The 22,729-nt window shown below is 46.4% G+C and carries 23 protein-coding genes; 13 read left to right on the top strand and 10 right to left on the bottom strand.

What is annotated here, in order from left to right; translation table 11 throughout:
• Positions 1-128: 128 nt before the first annotated feature.
• The gene (gene fadA / locus L5M29_RS19120; protein WP_006083808.1) at positions 129-1,292 is read right to left on the bottom strand and encodes an acetyl-CoA C-acyltransferase FadA; all 1,164 of its coding nucleotides are present in this window, start codon (positions 1,290-1,292) and stop codon (positions 129-131) included.
• A 22-nt stretch (positions 1,293-1,314) separates the two neighbouring features.
• A complete protein-coding gene (gene fadB / locus L5M29_RS19115) occupies positions 1,315-3,465 on the bottom strand; it encodes a fatty acid oxidation complex subunit alpha FadB (protein WP_263169489.1) in 2,151 nt (716 codons plus the stop codon).
• 490 nt (positions 3,466-3,955) lie between these two features.
• Between fadB and pepQ the strand changes: the two genes are divergently transcribed.
• The 4 genes from pepQ to hemG (L5M29_RS19095) all read left to right on the top strand — a co-directional run bounded on the left by pepQ (position 3,956) and on the right by hemG (L5M29_RS19095) (position 7,982).
• Positions 3,956-5,278, top strand: a complete 1,323-nt coding sequence (gene pepQ / locus L5M29_RS19110; RefSeq protein WP_263169487.1) for a Xaa-Pro dipeptidase — start codon at positions 3,956-3,958, stop codon at positions 5,276-5,278.
• 27 nt (positions 5,279-5,305) lie between these two features.
• Positions 5,306-5,920: a YigZ family protein gene (locus L5M29_RS19105; RefSeq protein WP_168827579.1), complete on the top strand. Its 615-nt coding sequence runs from the start codon at positions 5,306-5,308 to the stop codon at positions 5,918-5,920.
• Positions 5,921-5,997: 77 nt separating this feature from the next.
• A complete protein-coding gene (locus L5M29_RS19100) occupies positions 5,998-7,455 on the top strand; it encodes a TrkH family potassium uptake protein (protein WP_105250821.1) in 1,458 nt (485 codons plus the stop codon).
• A gap of 2 nt (positions 7,456-7,457) precedes the next feature.
• Entirely contained in the window at positions 7,458-7,982 is a 525-nt protein-coding gene (gene hemG, locus L5M29_RS19095; protein ID WP_168827577.1) for a menaquinone-dependent protoporphyrinogen IX dehydrogenase, read from the top strand.
• Positions 7,983-8,045: 63 nt separating this feature from the next.
• Here hemG (L5M29_RS19095) and L5M29_RS19090 read toward each other — a convergent pair whose 3' ends face one another.
• The gene (locus L5M29_RS19090; protein WP_105250823.1) at positions 8,046-8,354 is read right to left on the bottom strand and encodes an ArsR/SmtB family transcription factor; all 309 of its coding nucleotides are present in this window, start codon (positions 8,352-8,354) and stop codon (positions 8,046-8,048) included.
• Positions 8,355-8,553: 199 nt separating this feature from the next.
• On the opposite strand from L5M29_RS19090, the gene hemG (L5M29_RS19085) reads away from it, so the two are divergent.
• A complete protein-coding gene (hemG, locus tag L5M29_RS19085) occupies positions 8,554-9,105 on the top strand; it encodes a menaquinone-dependent protoporphyrinogen IX dehydrogenase (protein ID WP_113941396.1) in 552 nt (183 codons plus the stop codon).
• A gap of 69 nt (positions 9,106-9,174) precedes the next feature.
• Here hemG (L5M29_RS19085) and L5M29_RS19080 read toward each other — a convergent pair whose 3' ends face one another.
• The 5 genes from L5M29_RS19080 to def are packed head-to-tail and all read right to left on the bottom strand — an operon-like array spanning position 9,175 to position 14,829.
• Entirely contained in the window at positions 9,175-10,617 is a 1,443-nt protein-coding gene (locus L5M29_RS19080) for a TrkH family potassium uptake protein (RefSeq protein ID WP_263169483.1), read from the bottom strand.
• 20 nt (positions 10,618-10,637) lie between these two features.
• Positions 10,638-12,047, bottom strand: coding sequence for a Trk system potassium transporter TrkA (gene trkA / locus L5M29_RS19075; protein WP_105250826.1), 1,410 nt, complete (start codon positions 12,045-12,047; stop codon positions 10,638-10,640).
• Between the two features lie 15 nt (positions 12,048-12,062).
• Positions 12,063-13,349, bottom strand: coding sequence for a 16S rRNA (cytosine(967)-C(5))-methyltransferase RsmB (gene rsmB / locus L5M29_RS19070; RefSeq protein ID WP_173496116.1), 1,287 nt, complete (start codon positions 13,347-13,349; stop codon positions 12,063-12,065).
• Positions 13,350-13,351: 2 nt separating this feature from the next.
• The gene (gene fmt / locus L5M29_RS19065; RefSeq protein ID WP_131524501.1) at positions 13,352-14,308 is read right to left on the bottom strand and encodes a methionyl-tRNA formyltransferase; all 957 of its coding nucleotides are present in this window, start codon (positions 14,306-14,308) and stop codon (positions 13,352-13,354) included.
• Positions 14,309-14,316: 8 nt separating this feature from the next.
• Positions 14,317-14,829 carry a peptide deformylase gene (gene def, locus L5M29_RS19060; protein WP_217363072.1) on the bottom strand — a complete coding sequence of 171 codons (513 nt, stop codon included), beginning with the start codon at positions 14,827-14,829 and terminating at the stop codon, positions 14,317-14,319.
• Between the two features lie 125 nt (positions 14,830-14,954).
• Here def and L5M29_RS19055 point away from each other — a divergent pair, with 125 nt between their 5' ends.
• The 6 genes from L5M29_RS19055 to hemF all read left to right on the top strand — a co-directional run bounded on the left by L5M29_RS19055 (position 14,955) and on the right by hemF (position 19,992).
• Positions 14,955-16,085, top strand: a complete 1,131-nt coding sequence (locus L5M29_RS19055; protein WP_131524499.1) for a LysM peptidoglycan-binding domain-containing protein — start codon at positions 14,955-14,957, stop codon at positions 16,083-16,085.
• A gap of 83 nt (positions 16,086-16,168) precedes the next feature.
• A complete protein-coding gene (gene dprA, locus L5M29_RS19050) occupies positions 16,169-17,185 on the top strand; it encodes a DNA-processing protein DprA (RefSeq protein ID WP_263164793.1) in 1,017 nt (338 codons plus the stop codon).
• A gap of 2 nt (positions 17,186-17,187) precedes the next feature.
• A complete protein-coding gene (locus tag L5M29_RS19045; RefSeq protein WP_006083793.1) occupies positions 17,188-17,661 on the top strand; it encodes a DUF494 family protein in 474 nt (157 codons plus the stop codon).
• A 119-nt stretch (positions 17,662-17,780) separates the two neighbouring features.
• Positions 17,781-18,344 (top strand): type I DNA topoisomerase, encoded by a 564-nt coding sequence (locus L5M29_RS19040; protein WP_105253028.1) that lies wholly within the window; start codon positions 17,781-17,783, stop codon positions 18,342-18,344.
• Positions 18,345-18,491: 147 nt separating this feature from the next.
• On the top strand, positions 18,492-19,058 hold the full coding sequence (locus L5M29_RS19035; RefSeq protein ID WP_263169481.1) for an L-threonylcarbamoyladenylate synthase: 567 nt from the start codon (positions 18,492-18,494) through the stop codon (positions 19,056-19,058).
• Between the two features lie 25 nt (positions 19,059-19,083).
• On the top strand, positions 19,084-19,992 hold the full coding sequence (hemF, locus tag L5M29_RS19030) for an oxygen-dependent coproporphyrinogen oxidase (RefSeq protein ID WP_259216072.1): 909 nt from the start codon (positions 19,084-19,086) through the stop codon (positions 19,990-19,992).
• Between the two features lie 33 nt (positions 19,993-20,025).
• On the opposite strand, the gene L5M29_RS19025 is transcribed toward hemF, so the two are convergent.
• Complete coding sequence (locus L5M29_RS19025; RefSeq protein ID WP_263169479.1) at positions 20,026-20,463, bottom strand: group II truncated hemoglobin; 438 nt, start codon at positions 20,461-20,463, stop codon at positions 20,026-20,028.
• A gap of 153 nt (positions 20,464-20,616) precedes the next feature.
• Here L5M29_RS19025 and aroE point away from each other — a divergent pair, with 153 nt between their 5' ends.
• Both aroE and L5M29_RS19015 read left to right on the top strand, forming a co-directional pair.
• Positions 20,617-21,465 carry a shikimate dehydrogenase gene (gene aroE / locus L5M29_RS19020; RefSeq protein ID WP_263169528.1) on the top strand — a complete coding sequence of 283 codons (849 nt, stop codon included), beginning with the start codon at positions 20,617-20,619 and terminating at the stop codon, positions 21,463-21,465.
• 5 nt (positions 21,466-21,470) lie between these two features.
• Complete coding sequence (locus tag L5M29_RS19015) at positions 21,471-21,746, top strand: DUF1488 domain-containing protein (protein ID WP_113941387.1); 276 nt, start codon at positions 21,471-21,473, stop codon at positions 21,744-21,746.
• A 134-nt stretch (positions 21,747-21,880) separates the two neighbouring features.
• Here L5M29_RS19015 and L5M29_RS19010 read toward each other — a convergent pair whose 3' ends face one another.
• Entirely contained in the window at positions 21,881-22,429 is a 549-nt protein-coding gene (locus L5M29_RS19010) for a gamma carbonic anhydrase family protein (protein WP_168827558.1), read from the bottom strand.
• Between the last annotated feature and the right edge of the window lie 300 nt (positions 22,430-22,729).

Raw genomic sequence — 22,729 nt, 5'->3', positions numbered from 1 at the left:
TAAGTCGATAACGGACTGATTTTCAAATGAACAGCAGAAGAAATGAGAAATATTAATATTTACGATGGCAGAATATTTGGCATAAAAAAGCCGGAACAAGTTCCGGCTTTGATTATTTGAGTAACGAATTAAACGCGTTCGAACACGGTTGCGATACCTTGGCCTAAACCAATACACATGGTCGCTAAACCTAAGGTCGCGTCTTTGTCTTCCATCAAGTTGATCAGCGTCGTAGAGATACGCGCACCTGAACAACCCAGTGGGTGACCTAGTGCAATCGCGCCGCCGTTGAGGTTGATTTTGTCGTCAACCACATCCGCTAAACCTAAATCTTTCACACAAGGTAAAGACTGAGCTGCAAACGCTTCGTTCAGTTCAATCACATCTAAATCGGCAACTGTGATACCGGCACGAGCCAGCGCTTTTTGCGTGGCAGGAACAGGGCCGTAACCCATGATAGCCGCGTCACAACCCGCAACCGCCATAGAGCGAATACGTGCACGAATTGGTAAGCCAAGTGCGCGCGCTTTAGATTCTTCCATGATCAGCATGGCTGAAGCGCCATCAGACAGTGCAGAAGAAGTACCTGCAGTCACAGTGCCGTTGACTGGATCAAATACCGGACGCAGTGCTGCTAGAGATTCCATTGTGGTTTCTGGGCGGATCACTTCGTCTTGCAGGACTTTAATTAAGGCACCGTTAGCATCGTGACCTTCAATGCCATAGATTTCCTTGGCAAAACGGCCTTCAACTGTGGCTGCATAAGCGCGTTGATGAGAACGTACCGCAAAAGCATCTTGCTGCTCACGGGTAATACCGTGCAGTTTACCTAGCATTTCAGCAGTTAACCCCATCATGCCAGAGGCTTTTGCCACGTTATTAGCAAGACCAGGGTGGAAGTCGACACCATGGCTCATAGGCACATGGCCCATGTGTTCTACGCCACCAATAATAAAGGTGTCGCCCATGCCAGTCATAATCGCACGCGCCGCTTGATGGATAGCATCCATTGATGAGCCACACAGGCGGTTAACCGTCACAGCGCCAGCGGTTTTTGGAATGCCGGCTAATAGTGAAGCATTACGGGCAATGTTGAAGCCTTGCTCTAGGGTTTGTTGCACACAACCCCAAATCACGTCTTCAATTAGGTTTGGGTCGAGTTGCGGATTACGCAGCAACAGACCTTTCATCAATTCGGCAGACAGAGTTTCTGCACGTACATTACGAAATACGCCAGCCTTTGAGCGGCCCATCGGAGTACGAATACAGTCTACGATAACAGCTTGTTTCATGATTAAATTCCTTTCCCGCTAATTAGGCTTGGTAGTAGCTACCGTTATTGGCTGCTAATGTACGCATCGCATCTGTGACTTGATACAGACCGCCCAAGTGAGCATATTTGTCTGCTAAGGCCACAAAGTTTGCGACACCCATGGTATCCAAATAACGGAACACGCCGCCTCTGAATGGCGGGAAACCTAAGCCATAAACTAGGCCCATATCCGCTTCGGCTGGTGATGCGACAATACCTTCTTCTAAACAGCGCACGGTTTCGATGATCATAGGGATCATAGTACGGGCAATAATGTCATCGGCTTCAAAGGCTTTTAACTCGCCAAAGGCAGCTTTCAATAGGCCGTAGCTCGTAGGATCGACATCTTTCTTCGGTTTACCACGGCTATCGACTGAATAGACATAGAAACCTTTGCCATTTTTCTGACCAAGACGTTTGTTCTCAAACATCACATCAATCGCATCAGTGCCTGATTTACCCATGCGATCAGGGAAACCTTCAGCCATAACGGCTTGGGCGTGATGACCTGTATCTAAACCCACTACGTCGAGCAGGTAAGCAGGGCCCATTGGCCAACCGAATTGTTTTTCCATCACTTTGTCGATTGCAGCAAAGTCGCCACCTTCGGCAAGTAAGCCGTTAAAGCCTGCAAAGTAAGGGAAGAGTACGCGGTTAACGAAGAAACCCGGGCAATCATTAACAACGATTGGGGTCTTACCCATTTTGCTGGCATAAGCCACAACAGAGGCGATGGTTTCTTCAGAGCTGTGCTCGCCACGGATAACTTCGACCAAAGGCATTTTGTGCACTGGGTTGAAGAAATGCATACCGCAGAAACGCTCAGGTTTCTTCATGCTCTTAGCGAGTAAGTTGATTGAAATTGTTGAGGTGTTTGACGCGATAATTGCATCTTCACTCACATAACCTTCAACTTCGGCTAAAACCTGTGCTTTGATTTTTGGATGTTCAACAACGGCTTCAACGACAACATCACTGTGTTTAATTGCGGCATAATCTAACGAAGGCGTGATGTTGTTTAGCACTTTGGCCATTTTTTCTGGCGTTGAACGGCCACGGGCGACTTGGGCAGATAGCAGTTTAGCGGCTTCATTGAGGCCTAAATCTAAGGCTGGCTGGGCAATGTCTTTCATGACAATCGGTGTGCCTTTGCTGGCGCTTTGGTAAGCTATGCCGCCGCCCATAATGCCTGCACCTAATACGGCCGCGTTGTTGACTTCTTTCGCTAACTTGCCGGCTTTCTTCGCTTTACCTTTAACAAATTGATCGTTAAGGAAAATACCGATAAGTGCCTTAGCAACGTCAGTTTTAGCGAGCTTGATAAAGGCTTGATGTTCGATTTGTAATGCTTCAGCACGACCTTTAGTCGATGCTTGCTCAATTACGCTTACTGCAGCCATTGGTGCAGGGTAGTGTTTACCCGCAACAGCAAACACCATGCCTTTGGCTGTGGTGAATGACATCATAGCTTCAAGTTTTGGCAGTGTTAGTGCAGACAGTTTACGGTTACGACGTGCTTGCCAATCCAGCTTTTCAGCAACAGCATCTTTCAGCATTTGAATCGCAGCAGCTTCTAACGCTTGCGGTGCAACCACGGCATCAACAGCGCCGACTTTCAGTGCATCTTCAGCGCGTTGGTCTTTACCGGTCGTGATCCACTCAAGTGCGTTATCTGCACCAATCACACGTGGCAGACGAACTGTGCCGCCAAAACCTGGGATGATGCCGAGTTTAGTTTCGGGTAAACCGATTTTGGCTGTGGTGTCTGCGATACGGAAATCCGTTGCCAGAATGGTTTCACAGCCGCCACCTAAGGCAAAGCCTTTGATTGCTGATGCAGTTGGGAAAGGCAAGTCTTCGAGTTTGTTGAAGACTGCATTAGCTTGTTCAACCCAAGAGAGCAATACGGCATCATCTTGTGCGAACAGGCCTAAAAATTCGGTAATGTCGGCGCCCACAATAAAGGTATCTTTACTTGAGGTCAGCACTAACGCTTTGATATTGGAATCTTGCTTGATGCTGTCTAATGCCGCATCGAGCGAGGCGAGGGTTTCTCTGTCGAATTTGTTCACCGAACCGGGTGCGTTAAAGCACAGCTTGGCAATATTATCCTCGAGTAACTCAACTTGAATTGTAGGACTTTGGTAGATCATTGCTTGCTTCCTTTTGGCTTAAAAGTGATACCCACCATTATGTGTTGGTGCTAGTACGACTCTCTATCTCACAGCAGCTTCGGCCATCATTTGACCAGTTGTGTGCCAGTGTGCTTCGAAATTCGATAAATTACAACACCCAATTTAAACGACTGTTTAATTTCTTGTCGGCTAGAGTGATTTTTTACCTTTGTGATACACTGCACAGAGTGTAGAACACCTAGAATGCGTTAAATCACTTTGCGGATAAATAGGTCTTTGTGGCTGTTTTCCTTAGACGTTTAAACGCTGTAGCCATGCTAGGGTTGAATAGAATTATTAAAAATAATCATGACGTTATCGCTTTAATGTTCTTTATTCAGCAGCCATGTATTTTAGATTGAGTGACAGTTTAACGTTTTGATTGAATCTGTTGTTCATGATCAGATTAAGATTATGTGGGCAAATTTGGCTCATAATATTAACTTTTATTCATTGCAGGAGATGACAAATGGATCAGTTGGCTCATCACTATCGTGCCCATATTGCCGAGTTAAACCGCCGAGTCGCAGAGATTTTGTCTCGAGAAGCCTTGTCTGGTTTAGTGATCCATTCGGGTCAGCCGCATCGGATGTTTTTGGATGATATCAATTATCCCTTTAAAGCAAACCCGCACTTCAAGGCATGGTTGCCTGTGTTGGATAATCCGAATTGCTGGTTAGTCGTCAATGGTCGCGATAAGCCGCAGCTGATTTTTTATCGTCCTGTGGATTTTTGGCACAAAGTATCCGATGTGCCGGATATGTTCTGGACCGAGCATTTTGATATTAAGCTGTTAACTAAGGCCGATAAGGTCGCTGAGCTGTTACCTAAAGACACAGTTAATTGGGCTTATTTGGGTGAGCATTTAGATGTAGCCGAAGTGCTGGGTTTTACCAGTCGCAATCCCGATGCTGTGATGAGCTATTTGCATTACCACAGAACCACTAAAACTGAATATGAGCTGGAATGTATGCGCCGCGCCAACCAAATTGCGGTGCAGGGACATTTGGCGGCTAAAAATGCGTTTTATAACGGTGCGAATGAGTTCGAGATCCAACAGCATTATTTATCTGCCGTGGGCCAGAGCGAAAATGAAGTGCCCTACGGCAATATTATCGCTCTTAATCAAAATGCGGCGATTTTGCATTACACCGCGCTCGAGCATCAAAGCCCTGTGAAACGTTTGTCTTTTCTTATCGATGCGGGCGCGAGCTACTTTGGTTATGCGTCTGATATCACTAGAACCTATGCATTCGAGAAGAATCGTTTCGATGAGTTGATCGCTGCGATGAATAAGGCGCAGCTGGAGCTTATCGACATGATGCGCCCCGGCGTGCGTTATCCTGATTTACACTTAGCGACTCACGCTAAAGTCGCGCAAATGCTATTGGATTTTGATTTAGCCACGGGGGATGCCCAAGGTTTGGTTGATCAAGGCATTACCAGTGCTTTCTTCCCCCATGGTTTAGGCCATATGTTAGGTTTACAAGTACATGACGTGGGTGGCTTCTCCCACGATGAGCGCGGTACCCATATCGCGGCGCCCGAGGCCCATCCATTCCTACGTTGCACCCGCATTTTAGCGCCAAACCAAGTGCTGACTATGGAACCTGGGTTATACATCATAGATACTTTGCTCAATGAGCTTAAACAAGATAGTCGTGGCCAACAGATCAATTGGCAAACGGTTGATGAGTTAAGGCCTTTTGGCGGTATTCGTATCGAAGATAACGTCATAGTGCATCAAGATAGAAACGAGAACATGACCCGTGAGCTCGGCTTAGCCGATTGATGTTTGAAAATAGATTAGGGCGAATTCGTGCTCGAAAGTTATAACGTTCCCTGTGATGAAATCGTCATTGAAGAAGAGATAAAGCATAGTCGCTTTATCTCTTTTCTCTTTCATTGCGATAGTGTCGATAAATTAAAGTTAGTACTTACTGACATAAAGCGTGACTATCCCGGCGCAAGCCACTATTGCTCAGCTTTTGTTGCTGGCGCACCGGATGATAGCGTCTTGATTGGTTCGAGTGATGACGGTGAGCCCGCTGGCAGTGCAGGCCGCCCTATGTTAGCTGTGTTGCAAGGGGCACATATTGGCGAAGTTGGCGCTGTTGTCGTGCGTTACTATGGCGGTACTAAGCTAGGCGTAGGTGGACTCGTTCGGGCTTATACGTCGGGCTTAAGGCAAGGCTTGATTCAATTACCGACGCAACTCAAACAGTTACGGTATCCCGCCAAGTTGCATTGTGATTATGCGCAGCTGCGCGATGTCGAGCATCTATTACAGCAAGTGGATGCCGTGATCATTGATAAGCAATTTGCCGCAGCAGTCGATATTGTGTTTGAGATAGGGCGAGAGCAACAGGCATGGCTTTGTGAGTCGCTGGCGACACTGAGTCAAGGAAGTTTGAGGCCCGAGTTTGAGCTGTGATGCCTGCGTAAATTATGCCAAAATAGCCCAAATGCTGAAAATACCTTTACAGCCAATGGAATAATTGAACTCGCGTAATGCAATATAAAACCATAATTAGAATCATAGGCCTGCTGATTGGTTTATTTTCAATCACTATGCTGCCACCAGCACTGATCGCTGTTTGGTATAACGATGGCGGCGGCACGGCGTTTATGCAGGCATTTTTTGTTAGCCTATTTATTGGTTTTTGGCTCTGGTATCCGAACCGCCACTGCAAAGAAGAATTGCGTACGCGAGAGGGCTTCCTGATTGTCGTGCTGTTCTGGACTGTACTGGGTTCTATTGGTGCCTTGCCGTTTATCTTTTCGAGTCAGCCAGACTTAAGCTGGACAGACAGCTTCTTTGAATCTTTTTCTGCGTTAACCACCACCGGAGCCACTGTCATTGTCGGGCTCGATTTTTTACCTAAGGCCATTTTGTTTTACCGCCATATGCTGCAATGGCTTGGCGGCATGGGGATTATTGTGCTCGCTGTGGCTATTTTACCTGTGCTCGGTGTGGGAGGAATGCAGCTTTATCGCGCAGAAATTCCGGGGCCAGTGAAAGACAGTAAGATGACCCCACGGATAGCCGAAACCGCTAAAGCACTGTGGTATATCTATTTACTGCTAACGATTTCCTGCGCGACGGCTTATTGGTGGGCGGGCATGAGTATTTTTGACGCCATTTGTCATTCATTTTCGACCATAGCCATCGGAGGTTTTTCGACCCACGATGCCAGTATGGGCTATTTCGATAGTCCTACTATTAATCTTATTTGTGTGTTCTTTTTAATTGTTTCTGCGGTTAACTTTAGCGTGCATTTTGCGGCATTTTCACGACGTGGGATTAACGTTAGAGTCTATTTTAAAGATGCTGAATTTAAGATGCTTGTGGCGATTCAACTTATTCTCACAGCGATTTGTTTCTTCACGCTTTATCGTTCTGGTATTTATGATTCGCCAGAAGAAACCTTAGATCATGCTTTATTTCAGGCAGTTTCAGTTGCCACTACGGCTGGATTTGGCACTGATAGCTTCCATCTGTGGCCATTATTTTTACCCATACTATTAATGTTTTCGAGTTTTATCGGTGGCTGTGGTGGCTCAACTGCGGGTGGGATTAAGGTCATTCGAGTAATTTTACTGCTGCTACAGGGTTCACGTGAATTGAAACGACTCGTTCACCCTAAGGCAATGTTTTCGATTAGGATTGGCTCTAAAGCCTTACCCGACCGCGTGGTTGATGCTGTTTGGGGATTCTTTTCTGCCTATGCGCTGGTGTTTGTGATTTGTATGCTTGCACTCATGGCGATGGGATTAGATGATATTACGGCTTTTAGTGCCACGGCGGCATGCTTAAACAACTTAGGTCCAGGTTTAGGTGAGGTCGCGAGCAATTATGCCAGCATTGGTGATGGAGCTAAGTGGGTATTGGTCGTGGCTATGCTGTTTGGTCGCCTCGAAGTATTTACCTTACTGATTTTGTTTACGCCAACTTTTTGGAAGAATTAATCATGCAGACGTTAATAATCTATTCGACGATAGATGGCCAAACATTGGCAATTTGCCAAAAAATGAAGACGATTGCTGAACAGGCGGGAGAGCAGGTTTCGCTCGTCACATTAGAGCAGGCGGAAGCGTTGAGCTTAGTGGATTTTGATAAAGTGCTGATTGGTGCCAGTATTCGCTATGGTAAACATAGACCAGAGCTTTATCAGTATGTGAACCGCCACCATGCAGTGCTAGATACTAAGATTAATGGTTTTTTTACCGTTAACGTAGTGGCGCGCAAACCCTTAAAAAATACGCCTGAAACCAATCCTTATATGCAAAAGTTTCTCAAGCTTTCACTGTGGCAACCCCAGCTGTTAGAAGTGTTTGCGGGCAAGATTGATTACCCTAAATACGGTTTCTTCGACCGGACCATGATACGTTTTATCATGTGGTTGACTAAAGGGCCAACGGATATCACTGGCACTTTTGAGTTTACCGATTGGGCAAAAGTCGATGCCTTCGGTAACCGTTTTAGCCAACATTAAAAACCATTAAGCCCTAATCACTTGCAAGAGGTTAGGGCTTAAATTTAGGCTAATTTTGCAGTGTTAGGCTGCGCAGTAGCGGCTATGCAGAATCGAAATCACTTGGGTGACTTGCTCGTTCTTGAGTTTATAGTAAACAATCTGCGAGCTCTTACGGGTATCCACGAGATCTTCTGCGCGTAATACGGCTAAATGCTGGGATAGGGCCGACTGGCTTAATGGCACTGTGGCGTTGAGCTCGGTTACGCTCAACTCTTTGTCTAGTAATAGACATAAAATCATTAGGCGATAAGGGTTCGCTATGGCCTTGAGCCATTTAGCCGCACTTTCCGCATTAGTTACCATTGCATCTACATCTATATCATTTTGCATAAGGTCACTCACTTTATCGCTTTTGATTAGATAATTCTAATTGAACACATGTGTTTACGCAATCATACTGCTCGGCAATGCAGATCTCAATTTTTGCATCTCAGAATATGAGATACGACTGATTTGTGATCCTATCAGAGGTTTATTTAACGTAACCTTGCCACAATGGTGGTATTACTCAGTGGATCGGGAATTGCCTATGACACGCGTCCTCGTACTTTATTTTACCCGTGGTGGCCATACGGCCAAGATTGCCAGTGCAATTGCCGAGCAATTAAGATTTCGTGACGCTAAGGTTGACCTCATCGATATCAACAGTGCTGCAGCGACTTGTATTAATTGGCCAGATTATGATGTCGTTGCCTTAGGTGCCTGCGTGCTCTATGGCACCTATGATAAGAGCGTTTTTCAATTTATTGAGCAGCATGCACAGGCTCTGGGCGCATTGCCAAACAGTTTTTTCTGCGTCAATGTTGTGGCGAGAAATCCTGAAAAACGTATCCCTGCAAATAATAAATATCTGCAAAAGTTCATTGCGTTATCGCCATGGACGCCTGCTGATCTTAAAATTATTGCGGGCAAAGTGGATTATCCTTCATGGCCTTGGTACGACAGATTGGCGATTCAGTTGATTATGAAGATGACTAAGGGTCCAACTGATCCTAAGTCAGTTATCGATTATACCGACTGGGCAGATGTGAAAGTTTATGCTGATCATCTATTGGAATTAGTCGACGTTACCGCTATTTAGGACGGGTCAGGCTTAATAAAAAGGCGCTTAACAAGTTAAGCGCCTTTTTAGTATTTAAGCTCTACTGAATTAGTACTTCCAGAAACTCGGGTGGAACAACACCGCCACGGTTAAGATTTCTAAACGACCGAGGAGCATGCCGAGTGACAACGCCCATTTAGCGACATCGGGTAGCGTTGAGAAGTTACCTACAGGTCCAATAATCGGGCCTAAACCAGGGCCCACGTTAGTGACTGCCGTAATCGCGCCCGTGAAACTGGTCATAGGATCGAGACCCGTGAGCACTAAAATCACTGACAAGCCTACAATCACCATCACAAACAGCAGTACGAAAGTGATCAGAGAGCGCACGATATCATCACTGATGATGCGGTTGTTGTAACGTTCCCTAAAGATACCGTTTGGATGACATTGCTGTTTCAATTGCTCGCGCATAATGGCCCCAGCAATTTGAAAACGGAAGATCTTAATCCCGCCCGAAGTTGAACCAGAGCAACTACCGACAAACATTAAAAACAGGAAGGCGATATTGGCAAAGGCGCCCCAAGCACCGTAGTCCGTTAAGCCATAACCTGTAGTGGTGACTACCGATACCACGTTAAAGCTGGATAAACGCAGTGCATCTAGAAGCTCAATGTCGCGGGTTTGCCACAGCCAGAAGCCAATAGAACAAGATACAAATGTGAGGAAAAATAAGAAGCCTTTGACCTGAGCATCGTTCCAAATCCGTAGCTCCCTTTGCTGTATGGTTTGTACAAACATGAGCAGTGGCAAGCCACCTGCTGCCATAAAGAAAATCCCAACCCAGTGTGCAGAGTTGGAGAACGCCGCCATTGAGCTATCTGAGGTCGAGTAGCCACCAGTCGAGAGGGTGGTCATTGCATGATTGATGGCCTGAAACCAAGTCATTCCCGCCAGATGATAGGCAACACAGCAGATACTCGTTAGTAAAATATATATAAAGAATAAATACTTAGCCATGCTTTGGGTGCGAGGCACTGCTTTATCGCTCCAATCGGATGATTCAGTGCGGAATAGCCGCATCCCGCCGACGTTTAAGAAGGGCAGAATCGCCACCGCCATTACGATAAAACCAATCCCACCTAGCCATTGCAATAAAGAGCGCCAGATTAAGATACTGTGATCCATAGTATCCAACCCTGAGAGTACAGTAGAACCTGTGGTCGTGATGCCGGACATGGTTTCAAAGAAGGCGTCGGTATAACCAATACCGTGATAAAGGGTAAATGGCATGGCCGCGAATAGGCTTACGATCAACCACGTTAGGCTGGTTAGCAGGAACATATCGCGGATATTGAGGTTAATGCTTTTGCTCTGGCCATTGTGTAAACACAGGCTTGAGCTAATGCCTGTGACTAATGCCGACACCATAAAAGAGCCCACGGTTTCCTCACCTTTGTATGCGGCGAGGAGCAGAGGGATCAGCATGAAAGCTGTCAGCATGGACAAAAAAAGCCCTAAAATAAACAATAGCGGTCTAAAGTTCAGCATAAGTTGGCTTACTAAGGTTCTTAGAAGAAGAAAGCACTTGGTTGGAAAAGCTTCTCGACTTCGCCGACAAACTTTTTATTCACTAAGAACAAGATCACGTGATCTCCTTGCTCTATCACGGTTTTGTCGTGGGCCATTAGCACTTCATCATTGCGGACAATGGCACCAATCGTTGTCCCCGGTGGCAACTTAATATCACCAATGGCTTTGCCAACGACTTTAGAAGTGCTGGCATCTCCGTGGGCGATGGCTTCAATTGCCTCGGCCGCCCCACGACGTAAAGAGTAAACGTTACAGATATCACCCTGACGAATATGAGTTAATAGTGCCGAAATCGTCGCTTGTTGTGGTGAGATTGCAATATCGATGTTGGCTTCTTGCACTATATCCACATAGGCTTCGCGTTGAATAAGCACCATGACCTTTTTCGCGCCCATACGTTTTGCTAGCAGGGCGGACATAATATTGGCTTCGTCGTCATTGGTGACCGCAATAAATACGTCGGTTTGGTCTATGTGTTCTTCGAGCAGTAATTCTTGATCTGAGGCATCACCGCAGAACACTGTGGTATTTTCCAGCTGCTCCGATAATGCTTCTGCACGTTCTAATTTATGCTCAATCAGTTTGACCGAGTGGGTGCGCTCAAGGCGTTTTGCTAAACCTAGGCCTATGTTACCGCCACCGGCGATCATAATGTTGCGGTAGGAGTTATCGAGTTTTTGCATTTCGCTCATGACAGCGCGAATGTGGCGACTGTCTGCAACGAAGAAGACTTCATCATCGGCTTCGATAATGGTCGTTCCGCGAGGCATAATAGCGCGGCCTTGGCGGAAAATCGCCGCGACCCGGGTATCAATATTGGGCATATGCTCGCGAAGTGCCGCTAATGCATTCCCCACCAGTGGGCCGCCGTAATAGGCTCGAACAGCCACTAGGCTCAAGCGGCCTTCCGCAAATTCAAGCACTTGCAATGCGCCTGGATATTCTACGAGTCGTTGGATGTAAGCGGTCACTAGCTGTTCAGGGGCGATTAATTCATCGATCACGAAGCCGCCACGGGGACGACCATCGCTATTTTTGGTTTCACTGTCGATAAAGAGTTTATCGCGCATCGCCAAATAGGGTTCTGAGCGGATACGGGCAATTTTAGTCGGCGTACCAAAAAGGGTATAGGCAATCTGGCAGGCAGCCATATTGCATTCATCACTATTGGTTACAGCGATAAGCATGTCGGCATCTTCTGCGCCTGCTTCTCTGAGAACATCAGGGTGAGCGGCATGGCCCGCTACGACGCGAAGGTCATATTTATCTTGCAGGGCGCGTAATCTGGATTTGTCATAATCGACAATGGTGATGTCATTGTTCTCACCCACCAAATTTTCGGCCAAGGTTCCCCCAACTTGACCCGCACCTAATATGATAATTTTCATGGCCTTGCTTACTTCCTAATCAGTCGCTTTCAATAAACGGGCATAATAAAACCCATCCATATTGTCTTGTCCTGGCGTGATTTGCCAACCTATATCCTGTGGCGAATTTTGCTGGGCAAGTGTGTCTAGCTTAGCATCTACCGTTCTATCTAAAAACGCACTGATCTGGTCGCGGTTTTCCTGCGGTAAAATCGAACAAGTGGCATAAAGAAGCGTGCCACCGGGTTTTAGCCACTTCCAGCAATGATCGAGAATTTGCTGTTGTAGTTCAGCCAACTCTTCGATGTCATGGTTTTTTCGCAACCATTTAATATCGGGATGGCGGCGGATCACTCCTGTGGCTGAGCAAGGCGCGTCCAGTAAGATACGATCAAATTGTCCGCCTTGCCACCATGAGTCTATGTTGGCCGCATCACCATGTATAAGCTCCGCTTTTAATGATAAGCGGTCAAGGTTCTGTTGCACACGTTCAAGGCGTTTGGCATCAAAATCAACAGCCACTAATTTGATACTCGGCTCAAGTTCGAGTAAGTGACAACTTTTGCCACCGGGTGCCGCGCAGGCATCGAGTATTAATTCATTCGATTGCGGGGCAAGTAAGGTCGCCGCCCATTGTGCCGCGCCATCTTGTACTGATGCCGCACCTTCATGAAAGTGTGGCAGTGTGGCGACATCCTTTGGTTGCGCTAGGAGAATGGCATCGGCACTGCTGCCTTCGCTCGCTTCAATGTCGATTTCGGCTAGGGCAGCGAGGTATTCGGCACGGCTCTGGGATAAGCGATTGTTACGCAGCCACATGGGCGGGCGTTCATGGCTTTGTTGAATGATGTCTTGCCACTGCTCGGGATAGGCTTCTTTTAAGCGCTTAATTAACCAAGCGGGTGTGTTATAGCTTAAGGTATCTGATTCTGTGCTTAGCGGCGATAGCTGGCGCTGAATGTTGCGCAGTACACCATTAACGACCTTGACCATGCCTTCAAATTTTAACTGGCGACAGGCTTCGGCGGTTTCTGAAATCGCGGCGTGGCTTGGAATGCGAGTGAAGTAAAGTTGATAGCAACCTACGATCAGGAGCTGGTGGATAATCCTTTGTTTGCCTTTAAGTGGTTTCGCTAGGCATTCACTGATGCGTTTTTCTATTTGCGGCAGAGTGCGCATCACGCCGTAGCAGATCTCTGCAAGTAGGGCTTTATCTTTGCCGCTGGCAAGATGCTTTTGTTGATCAGGCAATGCCACTGACAGCGACACGCCTTTTTCTAATACTTCGAAGATGGCTTTCGCAGCTAGCGCGCGCAAGTTCATGATTATTGTGCCTCGTTTGCGAGGCGAGTATTCGGGCTAAACCATTCACCTCGAGCATTGAGAATATCGGCAACATTGAGTGGCTTTTTCCCCGGAAGCTGCATACTCAGCAGGGTTAACACACCATCAGCGGTGGCGACGTCTATGCCTTTTTTGCTGGCGCTGATAATAGTGCCCGGAGCAGCTGTGCTGGTGGTTTCGCTGACTTGGGTTTGCCACACTTTAATAGTGTTACCTTGGTGCTCAAAGTAACTCACAGGCCAAGGATTAAAGGCGCGGACTTCTTGCCATAACTGTTTAGCGGATTTATTCCAGTCGAGTCTGGCTTCTTCTTTGCTGAGTTTTTCTGCGTAGTTTGCTAAGGCTTCATCTTGTTTTTCAGCGGCTAAGGTGCCATTTGCCAAACCTTCGAGTGCTTGCAATAGGGCAACGGGACCTTGTTCTGCCAGTTTCTCGTAAAGGCTGGCTGACGTGTCGTTATCTTCGATCGGCAGATAGGTTTTAAGCAGCATGTCACCAGTATCTAAACCCACATCCATCTGCATAACGGTTACGCCAGTTTCTTTGTCGCCGGCCCAAAGTGCGCGTTGGATCGGTGCTGCACCGCGCCAGCGTGGCAAAATAGAACCATGAACGTTAATACAACCTAAACGCGGTGTATCTAATACGACTTTTGGCAAGATCAGACCGTAAGCGACGACCACCATGATATCGGCGTTGAGTGCGGCAAGTTCTTGTTGCGCGGGTTCTTTACGTAATGAGCCGGGTTGAAACACTGGAATACTATTGGCGATAGCGAGTTCTTTTACTGGGCTGGCGGTCAGTTTCTTGCCGCGGCCAGCGGGTCTATCGGGCTGAGTGTAAACGCCAATCACATTGTGGTGTGAGTTTAAAAGTGCTTGTAAGTGGCGAGCGGCAAAATCCGGTGTTCCGGCAAAGATGATGTTGAGTGGTTTCAAATCTGATCCTATGCTTCTTTGGCGTCCAATCGGGCCGCTTTTTCAAGTTTTTGTTTGATCCGCTGACGTTTTAGCGGCGACAAATAATCGACAAACAATTTGCCTTTGAGGTGATCCATTTCGTGTTGAATACAAATGGCAAATAGCTCATCGGCCTCAACTATAAATTCGTTACCGTGCCTGTCTAAGGCTTTTACCGTGACAAATTCGGCGCGATCGACTTTGGCGTAAATCCCCGGAACCGACAGGCAACCTTCTTCATTACAGAAGTCACCGCTGCTGGTGATAATTTCGGGATTGATAAACACTTTAGGTCGTTCGACTTCATCCTGTAAGTCCATGACAATAAGTTGTTTATGGTAATCAACTTGGGTCGCGGCCAGACCGATACCTTTTTCTTGGTACATGGTTTCGAACATATCATCAATTTGAGTCTGCAGCTCGGCATTAAACTCTGTGATGGGTGTGGCTTGTGTTCGTAATCTTTCGTCAGGGAATTGTAATACTTTTAATAGTGTCATACATAAACTCTTAACAAGTCTGTCAAATCTCTGCCAGTTAGTTATACTGACTGATGCTAATGAGTTAATTTTAATCTTTAGTGCCTACCAATAACAGTAAAAGCTCAAACTAAGAGTTAAACAACATGGAAATACCCATGAAACGGTTAATTTTACTCGCGTTAATGACATTCAATTGCACGTTTGTTGCCGCAGATACCCTGACGCTTAAGGCGGGGCATCCTGAGTCATATGTAGTGAAAAAGGGCGATACTCTTTGGGATATCTCCGCCGCGTTTCTGAATGACCCATGGAAATGGCCGAGTCTTTGGGATGTAAATCCACAGATTGCTAACCCCCACCTTATTTACCCTGGCGATCAACTCACTCTGGTATTTATTGATGGTCAGCCCCGCCTTGTGCGTAATGGTGCTACTGTCGATAGTGCTAAACCCCATGTAAGAAAGAGTCCCGAGGGACGTGTCATTGCTAAGAGTAATGCTATTCCAGCCGTTGATTTAGCCTTGATTGAACAATATTTAGTGCAGAATCGGGTCGTCGAGACTCACTGGCTTACTGAGCAACCTATGGTGCTGGCAGGTGAAAGTCCATCGCGTCACCATATTGTGGGTGATGTGATTTATATTGATGCTGAACTGCCAATAAACCAAAAATATGGTATTTACGAACGCGGTCGCGAGTTTTTCAATAAAGAGTCAGGCGAAGCGTTAGGACAAGAAGCCATTTTGTCGTCTACTGGGCAAGTGATTGAGTCTGGTAAGGTTTCAAAAATTAAGTTGCTAACGAGCTTTCGCGAAACCAAAGCGGGCTTCAGAGTATTGCCGATGGAAAGTGATTCCTTGATGTCAGCTTACTTTACTCCTAAACCTGCGGAATTAAAGATACCGGCTTTAGTATTAGCAACAGAATCAAATTTGCGTGAAGCGGGTAAGTTGAATGTCGTGTACTTAGATAAAGGCACTCAGGATGGCGTCGAGCCTGGGGTGGTATTTTCTATTTACCGTGATGGTGAGGTTATTGTTATCAACAATGACGGTATGCCGGTTCCTGCAATTGAACGTACTGCCTATGATAACCTAATGGCGTCAGTATCTTCGGATCGTGCAGTTAAGATGCCGGATGTTTATCATGGTAAGTTGTTAGTGTTTAAAGTGTTTGATAAGGCGAGCTTAGGTTTGATTGTCTCCACCGAGCGGCCTGTTCGTGTCGACGATAAGTTAATCGCCCCAGAATCTTTAGCCTTAAGAGGTCTATAATCTCTGAAAATTTGGTCGATTGGTTAGTTGTTTGTGCTGTATCTGGGCTAGGACCCGCTCGGATCCAACAATTATTAACGCACATGGAAGTGGACGACCTCAGACAAAGGTTAGAGCATGAGAGACAAGCGCTACCTCTATCTGATCATCTGCTCTATAGCCTTGTTATTGATTATCAAAAAGTGGATGTCGCCCTCGAATGGCAACAGCAAGCCGCCGATCATCATCTGCTTTGTTTCTCTGATCCGCTTTATCCCCCATTATTAAAACAACTCTCAGATCCGCCCGCCGTCCTGTTCGTTAAAGGTTGCTTAGAGGCGTTAGCCCTTCCTTATCTTGCGATTGTTGGCAGTCGTAATGCTTCTCCTGGCGGATTGCAGGTCGCTTATCAACTGGCTGCTGAGATGTCCTCAATGGGATTTGGTATCTGTAGTGGTATGGCGATGGGGATTGATGGGGCGGCCCATAAAGCCTGTGTTGACCATCAAGGGCGCACTATTGCCGTACTAGGAACGGGCATAGAGATCATTTATCCACGAAAACATCGACAGCTTTATCATGATATTCAGCAGCAAGGCTGTATACTTAGCGAGTTTTGGCCCGATACTGGTCCCTTTGCGGGTAATTTTCCGAAACGAAATCGCATTATTAGCGGTCTATCTTTAGGGACTCTTGTGGTTGAAGCCTGTCGCAAAAGCGGCTCTTTAATCACTGCTAGGTTGGCGATGGAACAAGGGCGTGAGGTGTTTGCCGTTCCGGGCTCAATCTTAGGTGGTTACCATCAAGGCTGCCATGATTTATTACGTGATGGAGCAAAGCTTGTGGAAACCGCTGCCGATATAGTGGAAGAGTTGGCAAGTTTAACCGCTTTCCACCTTGAAGAATTGAAGTTATGCCACCATATACAGCAAGGCGAGATTTGTAATTTGCCATTTTCGTCTCTGTTAGCTAGTGTAGGTTATGAAACTACATCAATTGATGCAGTCGTTGAACATAGTGGAAAAACGATAGATCTGGTGTTAGAACAAATGCTTGAACTTGAGTTGCAAGGTTGGGTAATAGCAGTACCCGGTGGTTACGTCAGAGTAAAGAGGAGCTAGCCATGTTTGATATCCTCATGTATCTATTTGAAAACTATGTTCACAGTGAAGTTGAACTACTAGTTGATGAAGACGAGTTAACCAAGGAACTCACTCGTGCCGGATTTCATCAATCCGAGATTTTAAAAGCGTTAACTTGGTTAGAGCGCTTAGCTGAATTACAAGAAGGGGATAAACCTTATCTTTGTAATCACGATCAGCATTCGTTTCGTATCTATACGAAGGACGAAATGGACAAGCTAGATGTAGAATCCCGCGGTTTCTTGTTGTTTTTAGAGCAAGTTAAAGTGCTGAATGTCGAAACCCGTGAAATGGTGATCGATAGAGTTATGGAGTTGGATGAACCAACCCTGATTTTAGAAGATCTCAAATGGGTTATCTTAATGGTACTGTTTAATGCTCCTGGCCATGAGTCCGCTTATGAGCAAATGGAAGATTTAATCTTCGAACAGCCCGAAGGCCGACTGCATTCTTAATTGTTGTGAAAGATGAATTATGAGAGAAAGGAGGCTAAGACCTCCTTTTTTGATGCCATAAATTCCTTGATGGCACTGCGCTTGATATCCTAATGCGCTACGACAGGTGGTGAATGATTATGTCTAAGATTGATGAACAATTATTTAGTGCCCACGAACACGCACTGGAAAAAGAATACGAACTTTGTCCCGAATGTGGCAGCGAGTTATCGGTCAAACACAGTAAGCACGGTGGTTTTATTGGCTGTAATAATTACCCTAGCTGTAATTACACTCGACCCTTAGTGCAGCACGAATCTATTGAAACTCAAGTGATTGAAGGTTCTGTATGCCCTGAATGCGGTCACGAACTGGCAGTAAAGTCAGGGCGCTTTGGGATCTTTATTGGGTGTACTCAATATCCTAGCTGCACGCATATTGAAAAACAGGATCAAGCGAGTGACAAGCCTGACATTCCTTGCCCTGAATGCAAAGCGGGTAAGCTTGAGCACAGAACGAGTCGCTTCGGAAAGAGTTTTTATGCCTGCAGTGCTTACCCTAAGTGTAAGTTTATTGTGAATTATCCTCCGGTTGCTGAAGCTTGCCCGAGTTGTGGTTTTGGGATCTTAGTCGAGCGTAAAGGTGCGGCTGGGATGCGTTTAGAATGCCCGCAAAAAAGCTGTAAATACAAAAGACCACTTTAGTTTATTGTGTGACCTGCATCTTAATATTTGGCCGATGAAAGTGGCTTGCGTATAATCCTCGGCTGACCGCTGATGGGGCGGTCAGTATTCGAATTTATCCAATAATTTGATTGTTGAAATCGACAATACTCAAAAGGTGATCCTAAGATGTTGCAGCTGCACCCATCTGACATAAAAGATATTGTGCTTAACGGTGGTGTCATCGCTTATCCAACCGAGGCTGTTTATGGCCTAGGTTGTGACCCTGATAACGACACTGCTATCCAAAAGTTATTGGCGGTAAAACAGCGCCCATGGCAAAAGGGACTGATCTTAGTCGCCAGTGATTTTCAGCAGCTTTTAGCTTATGTTGATGAATCACAATTAACGGCTGAGCAGCTCGAGTTTGCATTTTCCAAGTGGCCGGGGCCTTTTACCTTTGTAATGCCAATCAAAGCGCAGGTTTCAAAATACCTCTGTGGTGAATTTGACTCTATCGCAGTGCGAGTATCTGCCCATACTGGGGTGCAAGCCCTGTGCCGCGCGCTCAATAAACCTTTAGTGTCGACCAGCGCTAACCTTGCAGGCGAAGAGCCAGCATTAACTGCCGATGAAATTCTCGCAGATTTTACAGGTAAAATTGATGCACTCGTATTAGGTGAACTCGGTGAGCAAGGTCAGCCCTCGACCATTATCGATGCGCGAAGCGGTAAGATTTTACGAAATGGACAATGAGCAAACCAATAATAAGGATAACAAGATGAGTGTGCCTGATGTTGCAGTGGTAAAAGCGTTTTTAATCGATCTACAAAACCGAATTTGTGCTGGTTTACAGGTGCTGGATGGCCAAGCCACGTTCGCCGCCGATTCATGGACTCGCGCCGAAGGCGGTGGTGGTACGAGCCGAGTATTAACCCAAGGTGCTGTGTTCGAGCAAGCAGGGGTTAACTTTTCCCATGTGACTGGCGCTGCTATGCCTGCGTCGGCTACGGCGCATCGCCCTGAGTTAGCGGGTCGTAGTTTTGAAGCTATGGGCGTTTCTTTAGTTATTCATCCTAATAATCCTTATATCCCAACGACTCATGCCAATGTGCGTTTCTTTATCGCGCAAAAAGAGGGCGCCGATCCCGTGTGGTGGTTTGGCGGTGGCTTTGATTTAACGCCTTATTATCCGTTCGAGGAAGATGTGCGCGAGTGGCACCAGACTTCTAAGGATATTTGCGCGCCTTTCGGGGATGAGGTTTATCCCAAGTATAAAAAATGGTGCGATGAGTATTTCTTCCTACCGCATCGTAATGAAACCCGCGGCGTGGGTGGATTGTTTTTCGATGACTTGAATCAAGCAGGATTCGAGCAAAGCTTTAGCTTTATGCAAGCTGTAGGTAATGGCTTCTTAACGGCCTATGCGCCGATTGTCGAGCGTCGTAAAGAGACTGAATTCGGTGAGCGTGAGCGCGAGTTCCAACTCTATCGTCGTGGTCGTTATGTTGAGTTCAACTTAGTCTACGACAGAGGCACTTTATTTGGTCTGCAGACGGGCGGCCGTACCGAGTCTATCTTAATGTCGATGCCGCCATTAGTGCGTTGGCAATATGCTTATACACCAGAGGCGGGAAGCCCAGAGGCAGATTTGTACGATAACTACCTCAAACCCCGCGACTGGGTTTAGCCTTAATTTTAAAAAGTGGATGCGATGTCCACTTTATTGATTACGCATATGATCGGCCAGAGTTGAAATCGCCTCAAAGATGGCGGCTCGATGCTCTGGCTTTTTAATATTCTCTTCAATCGCAAACTTCATACAAAACAGCCATTGATCGCGCATCGCTTCATCAATATCGACATGCATGTGTCGTGCTCGCAATGCGGGATGACCATATTTTTGCTGGTAGAGCTGCGGCCCGCCGAGCCAACCACTTAAAAATTCGAACAACTTCTGCTCTGATTCCGCAATTGGCGCTCTATGAATGGCAAGCAGTGTTGTCGTTTCTGCAGAGCTTGCCATCTTCTGATAAAAGCATTTGGTGATAGCGCGGATCACTTTTTCGCCGCCGATTAAGTCGTAAGCGTTAGATTGGCTCGGATCGCGATCATCCTGCGATGGAGTGTGTTTGCTAAAAATCTTTTTAAGCCAGTTCATTGGAATAGTCGTTCACTAAAATAGAGAGTATTGAGCCGATGGCGCATTATAGCGTGAAACCCAACGTGAAATTTAGTTGAACATAATTCGTCTTGCCTAGGCTCAAAAGCGCGGTAGACTGCAAAGCCATTGAACCTAAAATTTCATATCGCTATGACAGACAGATACGCAGTGTTTGGCAATCCAATTAGCCACAGTAAATCGCCGTTCATTCATGGACAATTTGCCGCGCCCACCCAAGAGTTATTAACCTATGAAGCCATTCTTGCTCCGGTCGATGGTTTTGAAGCCTCACTGACGGCGTTTTTCAATGCGGGCGGCAAGGGCGCGAATGTGACAGTGCCTTTTAAGGAGCAAGCTTTTGCGCTGTGTGACAGTCTCAGCCCAGAGGCTAAGCTTGCCGGCGCGGTAAACACCTTAAGTTTATTGGCCGATGGCACTATTCGCGGTGATAACACCGACGGCTTAGGGCTGGTGGCCGATCTCATCGTTAACTTAGGCAGCCTGCAAGATAAGCGCGTGTTACTTATTGGTGCTGGTGGTGCGGCGCGCGGTTGTATTCTGCCGTTATTAAATGCGGGAATTGCGCAGCTGATCATCAGTAATCGCACTCACACTAAGGTACAGCTTCTGGTCGATATCTTTACTTCGGTGGATAACGGTGCTTTCGCAAATAGAGTCACCGCCGTAGAAATGAATGAGCTTGTGGGCGAGTTCGATGTCATCATCAATTCAACTTCGGCGAGTCTTGCGGGCGAGTTGCCAACTTTGCCAGCGCATATCATCACCACCCAAACTGTTTGTTATGACATGATGTACGGCGCCTCGGTCACCGCTTTTAACCAATGGGCGCTATCTCAAGGTGCAGCTAAGGTTATTGATGGGCTCGGCATGTTAGTCGGACAAGCGGCTAAGAGTTTTACCCTATGGCGAGGTATCGAGCCCGACACTCAAGTGGTATTAAATCTTTTGAGGGATAAACTAATGGCCGAGCCTAAGTAGGAAGCATGAATCAAAGTATTCTTTTCCCCGAACTGCAATATTGGGACGACGCCCACAAGCGAGTCTGCTTTATCGCGCAGTCACAGGGGATGAACATCAAGTGCTATATCAGTGTGAATAAGTTAGCCGAGCTGAATGATTTCTCTGAACAGCCGAGTGCCAATGAAGCCGCCGCTATGCTGGCATTGTTTGATGCGGTGAGATTTGATGCCGAAGAAATGGCGGAAGACTTAATTGAAGCCGAAGAGTTTGATGAGTTTGGGGCAGTACACTTAGGCTAAACTTATCGAACTTAGATACTTTTCTGACTCAGCGAATAGCAAAAGGCGGTAGAGACTCAATGAGTCTCTACCGCCTTTCTTATATAGCTATAGTGACACTAAGCGACTAACTATAAGAGATTGGCTATAAGTGATTAGATGTTTTGTAACTCAACTAAGTATTCGTTTTTCAGTCTGACATAGTTGTCGGCAGATTCTGGCAAAAAGGCAATTTCGGCTGGCGTTAATGGGCGAGCCTGCTTAACTGGGCTGCCTACATATAAATAGCCACTCTGTAATACCTTGCCCGGTGGCACTAAAGACCCCGCACCTAAGATCACATCATCTTCTAAAATCGCACCGTCGAGAATAATCGCGCCCATACCCACTAATACTCGGTTACCGACTTTGCAACCGTGAAGCATAGCCTTGTGACCAATAGTTACATCATCACCAATAATCAGTGGATGACCATCGGGACGAGCAGCTGACTTACGCGTCACATGTAATATGCTACCGTCTTGTACGTTCGAGCGCTTACCAATACGAATATGGTTAACATCACCACGCGCCGCCACCATAGGCCAAATACTGGCATCAGTATCTAACGCAATATCGCCAACAAGCACCGAAGCTTCATCTACATATACGTTATTGCCTAATTGAGGATGAATACCTTGGTAAGTTCTGAGTGGCCCTGACATAGAAAAGTCCCTAATTGAGTGGTTTTTAGCATTATAAAGGTTAAAAACTAGCGGGTCAGGTCAAATATCCAACGAACAGTGAGGAAATGACAATTATCTTAAAAATAGGGGTTGCGGACTTTCTCAATCTCCCTATAATGCGCATCCACTGACACGGCAGACAGCGAAAGTAAGCTGACGAGTTAAGTTGAATTGAGTGGCTTTTAAGCACTTAATTCAAGCGCAGCAAGAAGTTGAAAAATACTCCTTGACGCGAAACGGGAAATGCGTAAAATACACGACCCTGAGCTGATGAAGCAA

This window comes from Shewanella sp. SM95, from assembly GCF_025653595.1.
GTDB lineage: Bacteria > Pseudomonadota > Gammaproteobacteria > Enterobacterales > Shewanellaceae > Shewanella > Shewanella oncorhynchi.
Note: the sequence above shows the minus strand (reverse complement) of the source record. Positions and strands in the feature narration are given on the sequence as shown.

Excerpts from the sequence above, each read along its gene's own strand:
- fadA (WP_006083808.1), bottom strand. The coding sequence starts at position 1,292 with ATGAAACAAGCTGTTATCGTAGACTGTATTCGTACTCCGATGGGCCGC.
- fadB (WP_263169489.1), bottom strand. The coding sequence starts at position 3,465 with ATGATCTACCAAAGTCCTACAATTCAAGTTGAGTTACTCGAGGATAAT.
- pepQ (WP_263169487.1), top strand. The coding sequence starts at position 3,956 with ATGGATCAGTTGGCTCATCACTATCGTGCCCATATTGCCGAGTTAAAC.
- L5M29_RS19100 (WP_105250821.1), top strand. The coding sequence starts at position 5,998 with ATGCAATATAAAACCATAATTAGAATCATAGGCCTGCTGATTGGTTTA.
- hemG (WP_168827577.1), top strand. The coding sequence starts at position 7,458 with ATGCAGACGTTAATAATCTATTCGACGATAGATGGCCAAACATTGGCA.
- L5M29_RS19090 (WP_105250823.1), bottom strand. The coding sequence starts at position 8,354 with ATGCAAAATGATATAGATGTAGATGCAATGGTAACTAATGCGGAAAGT.
- hemG (WP_113941396.1), top strand. The coding sequence starts at position 8,554 with ATGACACGCGTCCTCGTACTTTATTTTACCCGTGGTGGCCATACGGCC.
- L5M29_RS19080 (WP_263169483.1), bottom strand. The coding sequence starts at position 10,617 with ATGCTGAACTTTAGACCGCTATTGTTTATTTTAGGGCTTTTTTTGTCC.
- trkA (WP_105250826.1), bottom strand. The coding sequence starts at position 12,047 with ATGAAAATTATCATATTAGGTGCGGGTCAAGTTGGGGGAACCTTGGCC.
- rsmB (WP_173496116.1), bottom strand. The coding sequence starts at position 13,349 with ATGAACTTGCGCGCGCTAGCTGCGAAAGCCATCTTCGAAGTATTAGAA.
- def (WP_217363072.1), bottom strand. The coding sequence starts at position 14,829 with ATGACACTATTAAAAGTATTACAATTCCCTGACGAAAGATTACGAACA.
- L5M29_RS19055 (WP_131524499.1), top strand. The coding sequence starts at position 14,955 with ATGGAAATACCCATGAAACGGTTAATTTTACTCGCGTTAATGACATTC.
- dprA (WP_263164793.1), top strand. The coding sequence starts at position 16,169 with ATGGAAGTGGACGACCTCAGACAAAGGTTAGAGCATGAGAGACAAGCG.
- L5M29_RS19045 (WP_006083793.1), top strand. The coding sequence starts at position 17,188 with ATGTTTGATATCCTCATGTATCTATTTGAAAACTATGTTCACAGTGAA.
- L5M29_RS19040 (WP_105253028.1), top strand. The coding sequence starts at position 17,781 with ATGTCTAAGATTGATGAACAATTATTTAGTGCCCACGAACACGCACTG.
- L5M29_RS19035 (WP_263169481.1), top strand. The coding sequence starts at position 18,492 with ATGTTGCAGCTGCACCCATCTGACATAAAAGATATTGTGCTTAACGGT.
- hemF (WP_259216072.1), top strand. The coding sequence starts at position 19,084 with ATGAGTGTGCCTGATGTTGCAGTGGTAAAAGCGTTTTTAATCGATCTA.
- L5M29_RS19025 (WP_263169479.1), bottom strand. The coding sequence starts at position 20,463 with ATGAACTGGCTTAAAAAGATTTTTAGCAAACACACTCCATCGCAGGAT.
- aroE (WP_263169528.1), top strand. The coding sequence starts at position 20,617 with ATGACAGACAGATACGCAGTGTTTGGCAATCCAATTAGCCACAGTAAA.
- L5M29_RS19015 (WP_113941387.1), top strand. The coding sequence starts at position 21,471 with ATGAATCAAAGTATTCTTTTCCCCGAACTGCAATATTGGGACGACGCC.
- L5M29_RS19010 (WP_168827558.1), bottom strand. The coding sequence starts at position 22,429 with ATGTCAGGGCCACTCAGAACTTACCAAGGTATTCATCCTCAATTAGGC.